Raw genomic sequence first — 18,502 nt, forward strand, 5'->3', positions numbered from 1 at the left:
CAACGCCACAGGTCGTTTAATATAACTTAGGAAATTCTAGAGAAGCCTGGCCCTGCCCTAACTTCTGGAATGTTATGAGAAGTAGGATTAACAACGTTATCATCATTAATCTTGAAACTTGAATCTTTTTGGGGATATTCTACCAGACAGATTGACCTATTATTAGGTACAACCAAGCTCACTAGAAGACTATTCTCTTTTTGTTTTGTAGTTGAAACAAGGGTACCCTTAATAGGTAATCCCGTGTCTAATTGTTGATGGAGGTCTGATACCTCTATATGGTACTTTTCCGGGTTATCTTTTGTTGATTTTTTAATTGGTTGCTTTTCAGTACCTGCAACACCGCTACCATCTTCTAAAGACAAAAAAGCTTTTACTTGTTCTGCCGCTATAGAACTGTAATAACGAATGCTAATCTCTTTTGCATCATTCTCTACTATCTCAAAAGAATCAACGCCTAAGACTTTTAATTTTTCTTTGATTAAAGTAAGTGCTTCTTCCTGAGCGGCATCACTAGCTAATTCAACATTTGTAAACTGTATAACAATTTGTTGATTAGAAGCCTTTCTACCTTCTAGGTTAAAACCAATTACGGTTAAAATAAAAAATATCGTGCTTACGCACCATTTTGCATTCATGCGGCAAATATAAAAAGAAAAAGAAGCTAGCCGCCTAAATTCTGCATTATATACTGCTGACAGCTATCTCTTTATAAAAAAACCCTTTACTACCAAGTAGTAAAGGGTTTTTAAAGCCTTAAAGTATTGGACTATAACTCCAAAAGGCCATTAGTTTTTGAAACACCTTCTGCAGATTCTTGCATTTTAGCTTTTTCCGCATCAGATAATTCTATTTCAACTACCTTTTCTATACCATTCTTACCCAAAATTACAGGCACACCAATACAAATATCATTTAAACCGTACTCACCTTCTAAGAAGGTAGAACATGGGAACATTTTTTTCTGGTCGCAAGCAATTGCCTGTACTAAACCAGAAACCGCAGCACCCGGCGCATACCAAGCACTAGTGCCCAACAAACCAGTAAGGGTAGCACCACCAACCTTTGTTTCTTGTACTACATAATCCATCTGATCTTGGTTTAAGAATTCAGAAACTTTTACACTATTTCTAGTAGCATGCCCAATTAATGGCACCATACCTTTATCACTATGGCCACCTATAACCATACCATCTACATCGGAGATAGGAGCCTCTAATGCCTCAGCTAAACGGTATTTAAAACGAGCACTATCTAAAGCACCACCCATACCAATAATTCTATTCTTTGGCAATCCTGTAGTTTTATGCACCAAGTAGGTCATGGTATCCATTGGATTACTCACAACTATGATGATAGCCTCTGGTGAATGCTCTAACAAGTTTTGAGATACCGTTTTAACTATACCGGCATTAATACCAATTAATTCTTCTCTTGTCATACCTGGTTTACGTGGAATACCAGATGTAATAACAGCTATATGACTACCAGCTGTTTTAGAATAATCATTAGTGCTACCAGTTATTTTAGTATCAAAACCGTTTAAAGAAGCGGTTTGCATTAAATCCATGGCTTTACCTTCTGCATAGCCTTCTTTAATATCTAACAACACAACTTCAGAAGCAAAATCTTTGATTGCTATGTATTCTGCACAACTTGCTCCAACGGCTCCTGCGCCTACTACGGTTACTTTCATTATATATTTAATTTTTAGATTCTAAACTGTCCAAAAATAGGGAATTTTAAGGCGATTCCTTTATGAAATTTATCATTGTTTTAAAGATTTACCATCTATTTGTGATGTTTTGTAAACGTATACCAAATAAGTATCTCCTTGTCTTTTTATCGATGAAGTGAAATAATTCTGCCGTTCATCGAATAAAAGCAATATCCATTTCTTTTACACCGTTCTAATAGTCCCAAATCTTATTGTTATGCTTATGAAAAGGCTCTTTTACATTCTGGGCATTTTTGCCATTGTGTTAAGTGGATGTTCTGAAATCCCAGAAAACAACGACCCCATATTAGGTGTGTGGACCAAAACAGAGACCAGCTCGGTTTCTGATAAAACAACCGGAACTACAGTAACCGAAGAATGGACTTTTAACGATGTATTTCTAGGACGATATGAACAATTCTCTGGTAGCACCATTATTATATCTAGAGATTTTAAATGGGAAGTAGATAACGGAGTTTACAAAATGTATTATCCGGAAGATGAAAATCCTATTTTCTTGACAATGGACTTACCCGAGTTACTTACCCAAAATGGCGAAACTTTTGCGATAAAGAAGTAATGTAAACTAAAGAAAAATTAAATCCCCGTCTGTTTTATAACAGACGGGGATTTTTTATATGTGCTAATTCAAAAAGTTATGGTCTATCTAAACCCAAAGTGCATACCCGCGGTAAGCGTATTGAACTCTGATATATTATAATCTACGTTAAGTCTAAAAAAACCTAGTTTTATTTTTGTACCCACATTAGCCGTTACACCACTAGCATTATTTTTAATACTAAAAGGATCCGTTACGGTAGATGTAAAGAAAGGACCGTTAGCTTCATAAGTACCTAAAAAATCGGTTTCTGAAGTTCCGGTTACGTATCCTAAACCACCGTAAAAATTTATTACAGGTATTTTTCTGGTAGACACTACCGCACTAAAATTCCAAGTTTTAAAATTGGCATCAATACGTTGATTATCTCCTTGGATAAGTCCAGAATCCGTAAAATCATACTTTCCATTTAAATTGGTATAACCAATTACCGCAGAAATTGCTACCGGTAAAATTTTATCCGCAGGTAACAATTTGGTAAAATCATATTGTAAGCCAGCGCCGAACAAACCTAGTTTTACGTCTTCCGTATCTATTTTAGGTAAAAAACGAGCTTTTACTTCTAGGCCTTTAATAAGTCCCACACTTGCCTGTATGTAACCCGTTGGTATAAAATTCAAGTCTTCTCCTGCTAAACCAGAGGGTAACTCAAATGTCTCTCTAAACAAACCATTATCATCTTCTACAAAAACCGTTATGCCTTCTATATCCCCCAAGGCGGTAGAGACCAATTTAGAAGTACTACCGTCTTCAAATTGTAAATTTTCATAATTCCCAGTATTTAAAGTAAAAGCCTTCTTATCGGTTTTGTTTTTAAAACCGGTGATATTTCCTACTATGGAAATCTCAAAACCTCCTAATGGCTTAGCATCTGCAGTGTTATACCACCCATTAGACATACTATAAATGGTAGCTTCTGTTGCTGGGGCAAAATATGACGTAGCAAAACGTTCTGCATCTGCTACACCAGAGGCAAACAAATCGCCAATACTATTTTGGGCGCTAACTATTGAAAAAGAAGCGATTGCCCATATAAAAACTAATTTCTTCATTGGTGTAATTTTCTTTAAAACTAAAAAGCCCGGTTAAAAAACCGGGCTTTTTGTTGTGAAACAAGTATTATTTGTCATCTACCTACACATCAATGTTGGCATAGACTGCGTTTTTCTCTATAAATTCACGTCTTGGGGGTACTTCATCTCCCATTAACATAGAGAAAATCCTATCAGATTCCGTAGCGTTATCTATAGTAACTTGTCTTAGCGTTCTAAATTCTGGATTCATTGTAGTGTCCCATAATTGCTCCGCGTTCATCTCTCCAAGACCCTTATAACGTTGTATACCGGCCTGGCCTCCCATAGATTCTATAATTTCATCGCGCTCCTTATCATTCCAAGCGTAACGCTTTTTAGCACCTTTTTTAACCAAATATAACGGTGGGGTTGCTATATAGACGTGTCCACTTTCTATCAACTCCCTCATATACCTGAAGAAGAATGTTAAAATCAAGGTTTCAATATGGCTACCATCAACATCGGCATCACACATAATTACTACCTTGTGATAACGAAGTTTTTCCAAGTTCAAGGCTTTACTATCTTCTTCTGTACCAATAGTTACACCTAAAGCCGTATAGATATTCTTAATTTCTTCGTTCTCGAATACTTTATGCTGCATGGCCTTTTCCACATTAAGGATTTTACCCCTTAATGGTAAAATGGCTTGGAAATTTCTATCCCTACCCATTTTGGCCGTACCACCTGCAGAGTCTCCCTCTACTAGAAAAATCTCGCAATTTTCTGGATCTTGATCGGAACAATCTGATAGTTTACCGGGTAAACCACCACCACCCATAGGGTTTTTACGCTGTACCATTTCCCTAGCCTTGGCAGCTGCATGTCTTGCTTGGGCGGCAAGTTTTACTTTCTCTACAATTTGCTTGGCATCATCTGGATGTTCTTCCAAATAATCCGTTAGCATTTCTGATACTGCTTGGCTAACCGCACTAGTTACCTCACGGTTACCTAATTTGGTTTTGGTCTGCCCTTCAAATTGTGGCTCAGAAACTTTAACAGATACAATTGCGGTAAGGCCCTCTCTAAAATCATCACCAGAAATCTCGAACTTTAGCTTATCTAAAAGTCCACTACTGTCTGCATACTTTTTTAAGGTAGAAGTTAAACCCCTTCTAAATCCAGAAAGATGCGTACCCCCTTCATGGGTATTGATATTATTAACGTAAGAATGAAGATTCTCAGAAAAGCCCGTGTTATAAATCATGGCTACTTCTACCGGAATTCCATTTTTCTCGCCTTCCATGGAGATAACGGTATTGATCAAAGGCTCTCTGGTAGCATCTAAAAATTTAATAAATTCTTTTAGACCCTCTTGAGAATGAAAAGTTTCACTAATAAACTCCCCCTTTTCATCTTTATTTCTTTTATCCGTAATTACAATGGTAATACCCTTGTTTAAATAAGCAAGCTCTCGCATTCTGTTAGAAAGCGTCTCATAGCTATACTCTGTAGTTTGGGTAAATATGCTATCATCTGGAATAAAAGTTACAACAGTACCAGACAATTCTGTTTCTCCTATACTTTTAACAGGATATTGGGCTTTACCTCTAGAATATTCTTGTTCCCAAATTTTACCTTCTCTGTATACGGTTGCTTTTAAATGGTTGGACAGCGCGTTAACACAAGAAACCCCAACCCCGTGCAAACCACCGGATACTTTATAGGAATCCTTATCAAATTTACCACCCGCACCAATTTTGGTCATAACAACCTCTAAGGCAGAAACCCCCTCTTTTTTGTGCAAGCCTACCGGTATACCCCTACCGTTATCTTCTACGGTAATGGAATTATCCTCGTTAATAGTTACTTTGATGCTATCACAGTGACCTCCCATTGCCTCATCAATAGAGTTGTCTACCACCTCATACACCAAATGGTGTAAACCTCTAACACCTACATCTCCAATATACATGGACGGACGCATGCGTACGTGCTCCATTCCTTCTAGAGCCTGTATACTATCCGCTGAATATTGTTTATTATTAGTTAATTCTTCGCTCATAATTTAAAGCTAAGTTGTTGCATTTTTCAAATCTTACAAATATAACCAAAACCCAATTAAATCAAGGGTTTTGAAACAATCTGCCTTTTCAAGTTATCAACAAATTCTTGTGAAAAAGATTTACGCTTAAATCTGCTTTAAAGTTGAGCTATATAAACAAGAAAAGCGCCTTTCGGCGCCTTTCCTCGACTAATTAAAATGAATAAAACTACTTCCTCTCCAAATGAAAACAAGTATTACTTTACGTAGGCATCTGTATGCACTTTGGCTACAGCCCTACCGGATGGATCGTTCATGTTTTTAAAGGCCTCGTCCCATTCCAATGCAATTTTGGTACTACAGGCCACAGAAGGCTCTTGCGGAACGCTCTTAGCTGCCGCATCTGAAGGGTAATGCCCCTCAAAAATACTTCTGTAATAATATTCTTCTTTTGAGGTTGGCGTCTGTATAGGAAATTTAAAATGTGCATTCTCCATTTGCTCATCAGAAATCTCTTTGGCTACCAATTCTTTTAAGGTATCTATCCAGCTATAACCAACACCATCAGAAAACTGTTCTTTTTGTCTCCAGGCTACACTTTCTGGCAAGTAATCTTCAAACGCTTTTCTAATTACCCACTTTTCCATTCGCTCGCCATTGATCATTTTATCTTTTGGATTAATACGCATGGCTACATCCATAAATTCCTTATCTAAAAATGGCACACGACCCTCTATACCCCATGCTGCTAAAGATTTATTGGCCCTTAGACAGTCATACATATGCAACTTATCCAATTTGCGCACGGTCTCTTCGTGAAAATCTTTTGGACTCGGTGCTTTATGAAAGTATAGATAACCACCAAATAACTCATCTGCACCTTCTCCTGAGAGTACCATTTTAATACCCATAGATTTGATAACACGTGCCATAAGATACATAGGCGTAGAGGCCCGTATAGTGGTAATATCGTATGTTTCTAAGTTATAGATTACATCTTTTATAGCATCTAAACCTTCTTGTATGGTAAATTTTATTTCATGATGTATGGTACCAATATGGTCTGCTACTTTTTTTGCTGCTGCCAAATCTGGACTACCTTCTAAACCTACACTAAAAGAATGCAATTGTGGCCACCAAGCGTCTGCGGTATCTCCACTTTCTATTCTTTTTTGTGAGTACTTTTTGGCGATTGCAGAAGTTACTGAACTATCTAAACCTCCTGAAAGCAACACACCATAAGGTACGTCTGACATCAACTGACGGTGCACCGCAGCCTCCAAAGCATCTTTTAATGCCTTAATGCTAGTTTCGTTCTCTTTTACAGCTTCATACTCCATCCAATCTCTTTGGTACCAACGTACAAATTCACCATTACTGCTGTGCATGTAATGACCAGGAGGAAACAATTCTATCTTGGTACAAGTACCTTCTAAAGCTTTTAGTTCCGATGCCACATAAAAAGTACCGTTTTTATCCCATCCAATGTACAACGGAATAATACCCATATGGTCCCTAGCAATGAAATACTCGTCTTTTTCAGAATCATAGATGGCAAAACCAAAAATTCCATTAAGTTCATCTACAAAATCCACCCCCTTTTCTTGGTACAAAGCCAAGATAACTTCACAATCTGATTGCGTTTTAAAATTATATTTCCCATCGAATTGTTTTCTCAATTCGCTGTGATTATAGATTTCGCCATTAGCGGCTAAAACTAATTTTTCGTCTTCGCTAAACAACGGTTGTTTACCAGATGCAGGATCTACAATAGCCAATCTCTCATGTGCTAGTATAGCCTTTTCATCTGCATAAATTCCACTCCAGTCTGGCCCACGATGTCTTACTTTTTTGGACATCTCTAAAAGTTGCGGACGTAAATCTTCCGAACTTTGTTTTAAATCAAATGCACAAACAATTCCACACATAATCCTTCTTAAATAATATTAATTACAAGACAAATTTGCATTTACAGTAACAAAATAAAAACCCTTTTTCTATTTTGAATTACATTTTTAAACTTTTAAATACATATTTGATAAAATTTGAAATCTTTTTCAATCAAATTAACCGCTTTATATTACAGTAAACTATCTTAAAAAATCTATAAAGTCTTTAATAAAAACGTAATAAACCCAGTAGTTTTGAGACAAAGCAGTAATAAATCAATAAAAGAATCATGAAAAACCTATTAAAATTATCCTTTCTATTTGCAGCCCTTTTAGGCGCAACTTCCCTTAGTGCACAAAAATTTGGAGGTCTAGATAAAAGCCCTGCAGATATAGCCAGTTATCCAACTAGTTATAAAGATGCCAATAAGGTTGTAAAGGTTGTTTACAGCAGACCACAATTGAAAGGCAGAGATTTAGAAACATTGGCACCTTCTGGAAAAGTGTGGAGAACTGGAGCTAACGAGGCAACGGAAATCACTTTTTATAAAGATGTAACTTTTGGAGGTAAAAAAGTATCAGCAGGTACCTATAGCTTGTTTACCATACCAGGTGAGGCAGAATGGACCATAATCTTAAATAAAAATTTAAATCAGTGGGGAGCCTACAGTTATGAAAACGCTGCCGATGTAGTTCGTGTTCAAGGCAAAGTATCTAAAGGCAGTGAATCTTTAGAGGCCTTTTCCATAGCATTTAATGATGTAGAAGGTGGCGCTGAGCTTGTAATGGGATGGGGAACCGCTAGAATAGCTACTCCTATAAAATCATAATTCCCAATCGATAAAAAAAAGCTCCCAAAAGGGAGCTTTTTTTTATTTTACTTTTTTACCGTTTACAAAAACATCCGTTGCCTTTACATAAGGTATACTATCTACCGGCACCGTAAGCAAATCTTTATCCAATACGGTAAAGTCTGCAAATTTACCCGGCTCCAAACTGCCTTTTTCTTTTTCTTCAAAGTTGGAATATGCCGCCCAAATAGTCATTCCTTTTAACGTTTCTTCTCGGGTTAAGGCCTCTTCTTTCATAAAGCCTTCCTCAGGATAGTGCTCCAAATCTTGTCTTGCAACTGCTGCGTAAAAAGTTAAAAACGGACTTACTTGTTCTACAGGAAAATCTGTACCCAAAGCTACCAATCCTGCTTTACGCAATAACGTTTGGTAGGCATATGCACCATGTATACGTTCTGGACCCACCCGGTCTTCTGCCCAATACATATCACTAGTGGCATGTGTTGGCTGTACCGAAGGAATTATACCAGAACTGAAATAATCAAAATCTTGATTTTCCAATATTTGAGCGTGTTCTACTTTCCATCTTCTATCTTTTTTACCCTTTAATGCTGATTTATATGCTTTTAAAACTACAATATTTGCAGAATCGCCAATGGCATGTGTGTTCATCTGGTAATCCGTAGCGGCTATTTTTTTTGCTAACTCTTCTATTTTATCTGCTGGTGTAACCAAGGCCCCAAAATGTCCAGGTTTATCTGTGTATTCCTGCTTTAATGCTGCTCCTCTAGAACCCAAAGCTCCATCTCCATATACTTTAACCGAACGCACATTTAGCTTCTCTGTTTTTAAAATACCCTTATTTAAAAAATGGTCTAAATTTTCTGGAGTATTAGACACCATTGCATACATACGAATAGACAAGTCTCCCGCTTGCTGCAAACTATCTATTAAATAAATCACGTCTTTATCCAATCCAGCATCGTTAACAGTAGTTAAACCGTAATCAAAACAAATTTTTTCTGCCTGTTTTAGTGCTTTTATTTGTGTTGCCCTACTAGGTTTAGGCATTACAGCATCTACCAAAGCCATTGGATTATCTACCAAAACACCGGTTAGTTTATTGTCCTTTTTAAGAATGTTACCACCAGAAACTTGTGTTTCCATGGTAATCCCAGCCAACTTTAAGGCCGCATTATTTACCAAATACGCATGCCCATCTACACGTTCTAGCACAACAGGTTTATCTGGAAAAAGTTCGTTTAAAACTGTATTGGTTGGAAATTCTTTTAAAGACCAATCGTTTTGATCCCAACCTCTACCCCTTATAACAGTAGCTTGGTTTGAGGCCGCAAAGGTTTTTACCCTTTTAATAACCTCATCAAAGCTACGGGTACCTACCAAATCAACAATTTGCTGATTTAGACCCAGACCGTAAAAATGACAGTGGGCATCTATTAAACCTGGAACTATTGTTTTACCCTCTGCATCAAAAGTTTCTTTTCCTGTGTAGTTATTGAGTAATTCGTTAGAATTGGCCAACGCAACAATTTCACCATTATTAATAGCCATGTAGGCCGCTTTTGAGAACGAACTATCTACCGTATAAATGGTAGCGTTGCTTACAATTAAATCTACTTCTTGTTTTTGTTTACATGCAAAAAGCAGCGTTAACAACGCTGCTAATGTTAAAAAGTGTTTTTTCATTTCTGTAGTCTAGTTTCTTCAAAAATACAGAAAGAAAAAAGATATGTACTACGTTATGGATTCAAGGCATCAAATTCTGTGATTACAAACTCTACCCTTCTATTTTGCTGTTTACTTAACGGGTCAAATCCTTTGTATAATGGTTGTTTTTCACCGTATGCCTCTGTTTTAATATTTTCATTAGGCATGCCTAAATCTTTAAGATAGTTGGCAACGGCAACCACTCGTTTTTTAGAAAGTTGATAGTTGTAGAAAGAAGAACCATCATTATCCGTATGTCCTTTTAAAGTTAGCTGGTGTCTTTTTGGATCTGCAATAGATAAGAAAAACTTTCTTAAATACTCTTTTGATTCCTTAGTTAAGCTATGGCTATCTGGCGCAAACTTAACCTTATCCATAACCATGGCCTTGTTGTATTCTATGCCTAATGGTTCGTTAACAAACAATGAGGCATCGTCTATATAATAATAAGCTATTTGACCACCTTTAAGACCGGAACCGTCTAATTGGCGTAAATATTCTTTAGGTGTTTTACCAAAATTACCAATGGTCACAAACTTCTCAAATCCATCAGCAACAAAGGTTAAAGATACTTTTGTCCAACCTTTTTTATTGCTAAGACTCCCATGACTTTTTAAATTTTCGAATTTGTAACTACCGTATTTATCTGAAACGCGTCTTAGGCTGATATTATTACTATCATCAAAATTCATTTTCTTACGAGTAAACAAAGCGCTTACTTTCTTTACTGCGAACTGAGAATCTTCTGAAAGGCTTACGTGAAAAGCAAATGTATATTCCTTGCCAGCCTCTAAAGTTTCTTCAAACTTTAATTGAACATACTCCGTGTAGGATTTACCAGCATACATATAAATGCCCATGTAACCGTTACCATTTTTTGGTTGTTGAAATCCCCTAAAATTTCTCGGTGCTGCGTTTTTACCTTTAGCATCTACATTAAAGTAATCTGCACTACCCTTGTTTGGCGTACTTACATGTGAAACCACACCATCTACCGCACCTAATTCGTCTGGTACATGACTATTTTTTTCAAAATCGCCATTCAACACCAAATTTTGACTGTTTGCAAAAGGTATTACAAACAACATTGCAGATAGGACACTTAAAGCTCTTGTTTTTCTTGTACTAAACATTTTGTAGGTATTTAAGGTTTAGATTTGGGATTAATTACTCCGCAAACTTATCTTAAATAGTATTTTTCCTACACATAAAGCAGATTAACCTGTAAGTACTATAGGTGAGTTGACTATTACTTTAGACCAATGGTTAGAAATCAAATTTGTAAGAAATACCTGCTAAAGCCTGAAAACCTTGTACATAGAAGTTACTCCATCTTTGATAATTCTTATTAGAAAGGTTAGAGAACTTAGCAAAAACCGACAATTGCTCATTAAAACGATAGCCCAAATGCGCATTGGCATCAAAAAAGCTATCTAGGGTAACTTGAGTAGCTGGAAACTCGTTTGGGAACAAGCCCGCTGTAGCTACCGCTTGTAAATCTTCGCGTTCGCCTACATAAAAAAGATTTGCACCTGCAAACCAGTTATCACTAATCTGATAATCCAAAAATACCGAAGCCTGTATTTGTGGTAAGTTCCAAGCAGGATTATCTGTCTCTGTATTATAGTGATTGTATTCTGCATTAGCACCTAAAGAAAAATTTCTATTTAAGTCTACGTTTATTTCAGCAAATGCCCCAACTGTTTTAACATCATCATAAAAAGCCTGAAAAGAATTACCGTAGGCATACCCTTCTTCTGCCCTATTGGAGTTCTCTGGATTTAATAAAAACAACGGTTTTCTGTTTTCTGCTTTATAAAATGCCTTAAAATTATAACCAAAGTTGCTGAATAATTGGCCCTTAATACCTACATGGGCATGATATTGCATGTCTGTAGGCTGTATTTCTAAAGTTGGCGAAACATAAGGGTTTTGCGCTACCAATGTTCTATAAGAATTCTGCTGCAGGTCACCTTCAATACCTCCATAGGCAATTACCTGATCTTCCATAATACGGTAAGATGCCGTAACAGCAGGGTAAATGTAAAAACTACCATTACTTCTTTCCAAATCCATACCATACACAAAATTGGCACCTAATTTTAAAGTCAATTCATCTCTTAACACCAAAAAACTAGGGTTTATACCGGCAATTAATTGCCCATAGGTTATACCTTCATTATTATCCAAATTGTTTAGACTAGCATTGGCAAATTCTCCGCCAACGTAGTCTACCTTAGCTTTTATAGTCACCATTTCTGTAGTAATGGGTAATTCTATGGCAGCACTAAGAGCAGCGCTGTTTTCTGCAGACTCTAAATGATCCCAAAAACGATTTAATTTTAAATCTGCATTTTTAAAGAAACTGTCCTCTACATTTATGTAGGCATTAGCACCAGCAGAAAAATAATTCTGTTGCTCATCTATGGCATCTACTTCTTCTTGTGTGTATACTCCACTTTGCAAACCGTACCAATTGTATAATTGGTGCCCCAAATCCAACCCAACACCATAATCATAATCACGGTCCCTTTTGGTAAAGGCCACATCCAAATCCGTATGGTAAAAATCAGTTTCTAAAGGGGTACTGTTTATATCGCCTCTAGACGAATGATGGTCCAGGCCAATATCCAATAGGTTCTCATCTCTTCCAATTTCCCTACTGGTATAAAAATTAACCAATGCATTATTATAATTACCCAGCCCAACAGCTGCGTATGAATTATACAACCTTGGTGGCGGAGTTTTCTTTACAGTAGAAGCTTTTGCTTTAGCGGGTGTAAAGGTAGAAGCCACCGGAACCGAGAAAATGCTGTATTTAATTGGTTTCTTTCGTAAGGCTATAGAATCTTCAATTACAGGTTGTGTTTTAATTTTAAAAGCATCTGAAACCGATGGCGCATATGGTTTTACTACCGTTACTGTTTCTGTACCTATATCTTCTTTTTCTTGGCCCAAAACCAGTGCCATGGTAAATAGCGCCAGCAGGGTAATTATATTCTTATTTGTATTCATGTGTTCTCTAATGCTAGTACTATTATTTTCCATTTGGGTCTACAGAAGCGTTTCTCTCTGCTTCTTGCGACTTAATTAAAGCTAATTCTCCTTTAGCCTGTGCAATTATTTCTGGATATTCCTTAAAATTCTCCAATACGTTTTCCAAAATATAAGTGGCTTGGAAAGCATCGTCTAAGGCATTAAAATTCTTTGCCATAACAATTAAACCTTTTCCTGCCCATTCTTTGTAAGAAGAAAAATCTTTTACCAACTTCTGTACCGATGTATTAGAAGCTTCATAATTTCCATTTCGGTTTTTAAAGAAGGCATCATAATACCAAGCTTCTGCCCCTACCTTACCCGTTGCAATGGATTTTACCTCTGCAAATGTTTCTTCTGCCAAGGCCTCATCTCCCGTTTCAATGGCAGACTTGGCTATCATGATTTTTGCATCGCTTTTTATACGGTTATCTATGTTTGGCACGGCCAAAACCTTATTGGCATAGGCCAAGGTTTTGGTATAATCTTTCTGCTCATAATACCCTTTCATCAAATTGCTTTGTGCAAATGTTCTATTCTGGCTTATTTCTGCTTCTTTTTCTAATTGTTGTAAATACGGAATTGCGTTTTTGTAATCTGCGTTGCCAACATAAATTTCGCACACCCTTGTAAGTGCCTGTTCCACAAACTCACCACCACCTTGTTGGGCAACGGCTTTATAATGTGGCAATGCCTTTTGCTTGTTTCCTTGGCCAAAATAAAGCTGAGCCAATGTAAAATGTGCTTGGGTAGCATGTACACCATTAGGAAACTGACTTAAATAGCTTTCAAAAGATTTAATTGCCTGCTCCGTTTTCCCTTCCACATATTTTCTATCTGCTGCCTCATAGCTAGCTTCTTCCAACTCAGAATCGGTTACCTCAACAAAATCTAAGTTTTTGGCCCATGCGGCATACTCATCAACCCTACCCATATCCACATAAACCAATTTTGCCGTACTTACCGCCTGTAACGCTTCTTGCGAATTTGGATATTCTGCAACAACATGTTTAAACTTGCTTATGGCTTGTTCATTTCTGCTGGCATTGTAATGCACCAAACCTTGCCTTAATAAAGCTTGTGGTGCAAACTTACTGGCAGAAAATTCTTGCAACACCTTGTCATAAGTAGCTAAACCTTGGGCTTCTTTATTTATTTTAATGTAAGTGTTGGCTAACTCAAAAAGAGCATCGTCCCGTAAAGAGCTATTGCCATACATTCGGTTAAACCCGTTTAGCTGCTCTATTTTTGCCGTATTTTTTCCTAAAAAACCGGTACTCATGGCTTTTTGGTAAACAGCATAATCTCGTTCTGGCCCATTAAATTTAGAAGCATCATCATAAGCGCTTATGGCCGCGGTATAATTGCTACTTACAAAATAGGTATCGCCCAGTCTAATTAACGCATCTGTTTTAATAGCATCTTCTAATTTCGCATTATTGGCAGCACTCTTAAAAAACGTAACGGCATTACCGTAATCTTTCAATTTAAAATAGGTATAACCTAAATTGTAATTTATTAGTTGAACCTCGCTACCCTCTAAATTTTTATAATCTCTTTTAAACGAATTGAATTCAGCAAGGGCCTCTTTAAACTGGTTTAAACGGTATAAAGATTCTGCCAACCAATATTGAGATTTACCCTTTATCCCATTGGTTCCATTTTTCTTAACGGCAATTTCAAAAGCATCAACGGCATCTTTATAATCACCATCTGTAAATAATTCTACCCCACGGAAATATGCAACTTTTTGATAGGTAGCTTCATCTGCAAAAGATGGATTATCTTTTAAAAGTTTCATGGCACCTGCAAAATTCTTGGAGGTGATGTAAGAATCAACCAATAGATTTTTTAATTCTTCTTCATTATTATCTTTAGGATACGTTTCCAGATAAGCCATAATTACTTGTGGTACCGGCTCGTACGGGTTACCTATTTCATAACTTAGCCTGGCATAATTAAGAAAGGCGTCTTTTTTAATATCCGCACTAAACTCCATGCTGGCGGCATTCTTAAAGGCATTTAAGGCCTCTGATTTCTTATCTAGCTTTAAATAACATTCTGCTAAATGGTAATATGCATTTTGCGCCACGGCATTAGTACCGTTCACAATTTTGTTAAACTGACCTATTGCTTGCTCAAAAGCACCAATTTTATAATAGCTATAGCCTAACAAATAAAAATCGGTATTATTCCATTTACCCCTTTTGCCTTTATATTCTTTTAAATAGGGAATAGCCTCTTGGTACTGCTCTAGATTAAAATAACTTTCTCCAATAATCTTGTTTAGCTCGGAAACCTCTCTCCTATCAGATTTTGGCAGTTGTTTTTTAGCCATTGCAATGGCCTTATCAAAATTGCCCAGCTTAAAATTTAAATCGGCCTGGTAGTAAGACAATTTCTCTTCAAGAATTTCTGGGTCGTTAATTTCATCAAATCGTTCATTGGCACTATCATAATCGTCTTGCTCATAAGAAATGTAACCCAAATAATATTTAGCTTGGCTACCATATTTATTAGAATTAGCAACTTTTGCCAAATACTTTTCTGCCTCCTTTGGCCTATTGGCCGCATAATAGCTGTAGCCCGTGTTAAAGTTAAAGCGCTCTTGGTCTTTTCTAGACATCTTGTTCTGCTCTACTTTCTTGTACCATTTTAAAGCATAGGGATATTTTCCGGTTTCAAAATAATAATCCGCAACATCCATAAAAGCAGAATTACGTTTGGTAGAGGTTGGGTAGCGCTCTACAAACTCCTCCATTAAATCATCTGCGCCACGTTGGTTTAGACGAATGGCCGCATTGGCAACGTAGTAGGTACTATTGGCCTTGGTTTCATAATCATTAGAAGATTCTTTTACCTTCATAAACAAAGCCTGTGCCGCTTGGTATTGCTCATTATTGTAGAGTTCTAGCGCATCTAGATAGGTTTTATTTTGATGGGTATAAATCTTGGTTTCCTGCGCAAAGAATAGTGCAGTACAAAGAACCCCAAAAAGGGATAGGTATAAAGTTTTACGATTCATAGTGTTCTACGCTCTGGTCGATTGTTAATGGATAACGTCAAAAAACGGACCAAAGTATAAACAAAGTTGATCCTAACATAAAATTAGGATTTAAAAATATACATATTGGTATAACTTATTACCTTTAGCCCTAGAATCTAAAACAGTATGGCAGAACCCATCTTAAAACTTACGGACGTTTCTATTTTTCAAAAAGATAATCTGGTATTGAGTAATGTTGACCTACACGTAAAAAAAGGGGAGTTTGTTTATATCATTGGTAAGACGGGTAGCGGTAAAAGTAGTTTTATGAAAACCCTTTATGGAGATTTACCCCTTAGTAAAGGCGAAGGTACAGTGGTAGATTTTAACCTAAAAACCCTTAAAGAAAACGATATTCCTTATTTAAGGCGAAAGCTAGGAATTGTATTCCAAGATTTTAAACTACTATCTGACCGAAACATAAACAATAACCTAAAATTTGTGCTAAAGGCAACCGGTTGGACGGATACCTCCAAGATGGATGATAAAATTGCCGAAGTTTTAGATAAAGTAGGCATGAAAACCAAAGGTTTTAAATACCCACACGAACTCTCTGGTGGCGAGCAGCAGCGTATAGCCATAGCTAGAGCCTTGTTAAACGACCCAGAACTTATTCTTGCAGATGAACCTACTGGTAACTTAGATCCACAAACCAGTGTAGAGGTAATGAAAGTATTACAAGAAATAAACAATAACGGGCGTACTATTATAATGGCAACTCATGATTATGCGCTAATACTAAAATACCCGCACAAAACTATTAAATGCGATGGAGGCAAAGTATTTGAAGTAATACAAAAAGCCGTGTAAGCCAACAAAACTTCTTTTTTTTATTACTTCAACTTTTGTTTCTTTGTTAAAATTGATTTAAAATTTTATATGGAACTTCTTGGAATAGATATTGGCGGTACGGGAACCAAAGGCGCCTTGGTAAATGCAGAAACTGGAGAAATGCTTACGGAACGCTTTAGAGTACCTACCCCAAAATCTAAAAAGCCAAAAGACATGGCCAAGGCCATTAAAGAAATTGTAGATCATTTTGATTATAAAGGTCCTGTTGGTTGTGGATTTCCTACTATAGTTAAAAATGGGGTATGCATGAGCCCAGGAAACTTACACAAAAGCTGGGTAGGTGTTAATATAGATGAATTGCTCACAGAAACCACAGGCCACGAATTTACCGTACTTAACGATGCCGATGCAGCTGGTTACGCTTCTATGAACTACGGGGTGGGCAAAGGAAAAAACGGTTTGGTTATAATGCTTACCGTGGGAACGGGATTGGGTAGTGGTGCTTTTTTTAACGGGCAGTTGTTACCTAATTTTGAGTTGGGCCAAATACCTTATAAAAAATATAAAAAAATAGAACTGTACGCCTCTAATTTTGCTAAAGAACGTGATGATTTAAGCATGGAAAAATGGGCCAAAAGATTTAATAAATTTCTACACTATGTAGAACTGTTGGTTAACCCAGATTTGCTAATAGTGGGTGGTGGTATTTCTAAAAAATGGGACCAATTTGGTCATCTTTTGGAAACAGAGGCAGATATTGTACAAGCAGAATTGATGAACCATGCTGGTATTATAGGTGCTGCAATTGCTTGTTTAAGAGAGCAACACCATGGCCATCTTACCGAATAATCAATATTAAAATTATCCATAAAAAAGCCCCAACAATTGCTGGTTTTTTTTTTAATTATGATGCTACGTATACCTAAAGTTTCTTTGCGTCTTCTGGCATTTCAAAAAAGTCTTCTGGTAATTCGGTTACAAACTCCATATCGCTAATTTCTATTTTGGTAATGTATTCTCCAGGTAGGCCATCTACGGTCCAGTGTGTTTTTAATAGACTTGGCAATAGAATACCGTCCACATTTACCAACTCGCCAACCTCCATGAATTTTTCTGGATTGTGCCCACCATCTTTAAAGTATTCTGGATAAGACACAATGTATCTAGTTGCCATTAATAAATATGTGTCTGCATCAAAATGTAAAATATAATAATCGTCTGGAGCATCTCCTGTACCCGCATCATATGTCACTTTAACAACCTTGGTATTCTTATCTTTATAAGTGACGTCTGGCAATAATTCCAAATTAACGCCTTCTCCATCTTCTACAAAAGGGTGCCCCATCAAATAAAGTGGTGTTAATGCCCAAAATTTGGTGTCGTAAGCAAAGGCGGTAGAGTCTGCTTTTATCCATGCTGTTTCTCCAGTATAACCAAATGTAGCCTCCTTATCTGTAGTACTGGTGTGCACTACCCTATTATACCACGGGTCCACAATTTCATAACTGTCGCGCTGCGTTTTATCTTTTTCTAAAGGCTGATAATTAAAACGCATGCCCAAGGGGCCATTTTCAAACCAAGTATCCAATCCGCCATGCGCTTCCATGGACTTCCAAATTACGCTGCCAGCCGCTGACGCGGTTAGGCGTTCTTTTGCTTTTTTAACCCTATTTGCAATCCAAGTATCCGGTATGGCTACACTACTTTCTACCGCTGTTGGATCTGGCAGAACGTTTACTTCAGTTTCTTTTTTTTGCTCTTTACAAGCTATTACGCTGATTAATAGGGCGGTCACCCCAATACCTTTAATTAAGTGTTTCATTTTGT

The 18,502-nt window shown here is 37.0% G+C and carries 14 protein-coding genes; 4 read left to right on the forward strand and 10 right to left on the reverse strand.

Features of this window, described 5'->3' with window-relative positions; translation table 11 throughout:
* Positions 1-26: 26 nt before the first annotated feature.
* Both ACXAGS_RS11140 and mdh read right to left on the reverse strand, forming a co-directional pair.
* Positions 27-638 carry a hypothetical protein gene (locus ACXAGS_RS11140; RefSeq protein ID WP_474906769.1) on the reverse strand — a complete coding sequence of 204 codons (612 nt, stop codon included), beginning with the start codon at positions 636-638 and terminating at the stop codon, positions 27-29.
* Between the two features lie 131 nt (positions 639-769).
* Positions 770-1,696 (reverse strand): malate dehydrogenase, encoded by a 927-nt coding sequence (mdh, locus tag ACXAGS_RS11145; protein ID WP_474906771.1) that lies wholly within the window; start codon positions 1,694-1,696, stop codon positions 770-772.
* Between the two features lie 244 nt (positions 1,697-1,940).
* Between mdh and ACXAGS_RS11150 the strand changes: the two genes are divergently transcribed.
* Entirely contained in the window at positions 1,941-2,297 is a 357-nt protein-coding gene (locus tag ACXAGS_RS11150) for a hypothetical protein (RefSeq protein ID WP_474906773.1), read from the forward strand.
* Positions 2,298-2,380: 83 nt separating this feature from the next.
* Here ACXAGS_RS11150 and ACXAGS_RS11155 read toward each other — a convergent pair whose 3' ends face one another.
* The 3 genes from ACXAGS_RS11155 to asnB all read right to left on the reverse strand — a co-directional run bounded on the left by ACXAGS_RS11155 (position 2,381) and on the right by asnB (position 7,321).
* A complete protein-coding gene (locus ACXAGS_RS11155; protein WP_474906775.1) occupies positions 2,381-3,388 on the reverse strand; it encodes a DUF6588 family protein in 1,008 nt (335 codons plus the stop codon).
* 82 nt (positions 3,389-3,470) lie between these two features.
* A complete protein-coding gene (gene gyrB, locus ACXAGS_RS11160) occupies positions 3,471-5,414 on the reverse strand; it encodes a DNA topoisomerase (ATP-hydrolyzing) subunit B (RefSeq protein WP_474906777.1) in 1,944 nt (647 codons plus the stop codon).
* 236 nt (positions 5,415-5,650) lie between these two features.
* Complete coding sequence (gene asnB / locus ACXAGS_RS11165) at positions 5,651-7,321, reverse strand: asparagine synthase B (RefSeq protein ID WP_474906779.1); 1,671 nt, start codon at positions 7,319-7,321, stop codon at positions 5,651-5,653.
* A 251-nt stretch (positions 7,322-7,572) separates the two neighbouring features.
* Here asnB and ACXAGS_RS11170 point away from each other — a divergent pair, with 251 nt between their 5' ends.
* Positions 7,573-8,112, forward strand: a complete 540-nt coding sequence (locus ACXAGS_RS11170) for a DUF2911 domain-containing protein (RefSeq protein ID WP_474906781.1) — start codon at positions 7,573-7,575, stop codon at positions 8,110-8,112.
* Positions 8,113-8,154: 42 nt separating this feature from the next.
* Here the strand turns inward: ACXAGS_RS11170 and ACXAGS_RS11175 are convergent, their stop codons facing one another.
* From ACXAGS_RS11175 to ACXAGS_RS11190, 4 genes are all read right to left on the reverse strand, one after another.
* A complete protein-coding gene (locus tag ACXAGS_RS11175; RefSeq protein ID WP_474906783.1) occupies positions 8,155-9,780 on the reverse strand; it encodes an amidohydrolase in 1,626 nt (541 codons plus the stop codon).
* A 53-nt stretch (positions 9,781-9,833) separates the two neighbouring features.
* Positions 9,834-10,934: an OmpA family protein gene (locus ACXAGS_RS11180; RefSeq protein WP_474906785.1), complete on the reverse strand. Its 1,101-nt coding sequence runs from the start codon at positions 10,932-10,934 to the stop codon at positions 9,834-9,836.
* A 133-nt stretch (positions 10,935-11,067) separates the two neighbouring features.
* On the reverse strand, positions 11,068-12,816 hold the full coding sequence (locus ACXAGS_RS11185; RefSeq protein ID WP_474906787.1) for a TonB-dependent receptor: 1,749 nt from the start codon (positions 12,814-12,816) through the stop codon (positions 11,068-11,070).
* Positions 12,817-12,838: 22 nt separating this feature from the next.
* The gene (locus ACXAGS_RS11190; RefSeq protein WP_474906789.1) at positions 12,839-15,862 is read right to left on the reverse strand and encodes a tetratricopeptide repeat protein; all 3,024 of its coding nucleotides are present in this window, start codon (positions 15,860-15,862) and stop codon (positions 12,839-12,841) included.
* A 147-nt stretch (positions 15,863-16,009) separates the two neighbouring features.
* Between ACXAGS_RS11190 and ACXAGS_RS11195 the strand changes: the two genes are divergently transcribed.
* Positions 16,010-16,693 (forward strand): cell division ATP-binding protein FtsE, encoded by a 684-nt coding sequence (locus ACXAGS_RS11195; protein ID WP_474906790.1) that lies wholly within the window; start codon positions 16,010-16,012, stop codon positions 16,691-16,693.
* 69 nt (positions 16,694-16,762) lie between these two features.
* Entirely contained in the window at positions 16,763-17,524 is a 762-nt protein-coding gene (gene ppgK / locus ACXAGS_RS11200) for a polyphosphate--glucose phosphotransferase (RefSeq protein ID WP_474906792.1), read from the forward strand.
* A gap of 73 nt (positions 17,525-17,597) precedes the next feature.
* Here ppgK and ACXAGS_RS11205 read toward each other — a convergent pair whose 3' ends face one another.
* A complete protein-coding gene (locus ACXAGS_RS11205) occupies positions 17,598-18,497 on the reverse strand; it encodes a hypothetical protein (protein ID WP_474906795.1) in 900 nt (299 codons plus the stop codon).
* Positions 18,498-18,502: the final 5 nt, after the last annotated feature.

This window comes from Croceivirga sp. ABH4_376 (genome assembly GCF_056160685.1).

Excerpts from the sequence above, each read along its gene's own strand:
- ACXAGS_RS11140 (WP_474906769.1), bottom strand. The coding sequence starts at position 638 with ATGAATGCAAAATGGTGCGTAAGCACGATATTTTTTATTTTAACCGTA.
- mdh (WP_474906771.1), bottom strand. The coding sequence starts at position 1,696 with ATGAAAGTAACCGTAGTAGGCGCAGGAGCCGTTGGAGCAAGTTGTGCA.
- ACXAGS_RS11150 (WP_474906773.1), top strand. The coding sequence starts at position 1,941 with ATGAAAAGGCTCTTTTACATTCTGGGCATTTTTGCCATTGTGTTAAGT.
- ACXAGS_RS11155 (WP_474906775.1), bottom strand. The coding sequence starts at position 3,388 with ATGAAGAAATTAGTTTTTATATGGGCAATCGCTTCTTTTTCAATAGTT.
- gyrB (WP_474906777.1), bottom strand. The coding sequence starts at position 5,414 with ATGAGCGAAGAATTAACTAATAATAAACAATATTCAGCGGATAGTATA.
- asnB (WP_474906779.1), bottom strand. The coding sequence starts at position 7,321 with ATGTGTGGAATTGTTTGTGCATTTGATTTAAAACAAAGTTCGGAAGAT.
- ACXAGS_RS11170 (WP_474906781.1), top strand. The coding sequence starts at position 7,573 with ATGAAAAACCTATTAAAATTATCCTTTCTATTTGCAGCCCTTTTAGGC.
- ACXAGS_RS11175 (WP_474906783.1), bottom strand. The coding sequence starts at position 9,780 with ATGAAAAAACACTTTTTAACATTAGCAGCGTTGTTAACGCTGCTTTTT.
- ACXAGS_RS11180 (WP_474906785.1), bottom strand. The coding sequence starts at position 10,934 with ATGTTTAGTACAAGAAAAACAAGAGCTTTAAGTGTCCTATCTGCAATG.
- ACXAGS_RS11185 (WP_474906787.1), bottom strand. The coding sequence starts at position 12,816 with ATGAATACAAATAAGAATATAATTACCCTGCTGGCGCTATTTACCATG.
- ACXAGS_RS11190 (WP_474906789.1), bottom strand. The coding sequence starts at position 15,862 with ATGAATCGTAAAACTTTATACCTATCCCTTTTTGGGGTTCTTTGTACT.
- ACXAGS_RS11195 (WP_474906790.1), top strand. The coding sequence starts at position 16,010 with ATGGCAGAACCCATCTTAAAACTTACGGACGTTTCTATTTTTCAAAAA.
- ppgK (WP_474906792.1), top strand. The coding sequence starts at position 16,763 with ATGGAACTTCTTGGAATAGATATTGGCGGTACGGGAACCAAAGGCGCC.
- ACXAGS_RS11205 (WP_474906795.1), bottom strand. The coding sequence starts at position 18,497 with ATGAAACACTTAATTAAAGGTATTGGGGTGACCGCCCTATTAATCAGC.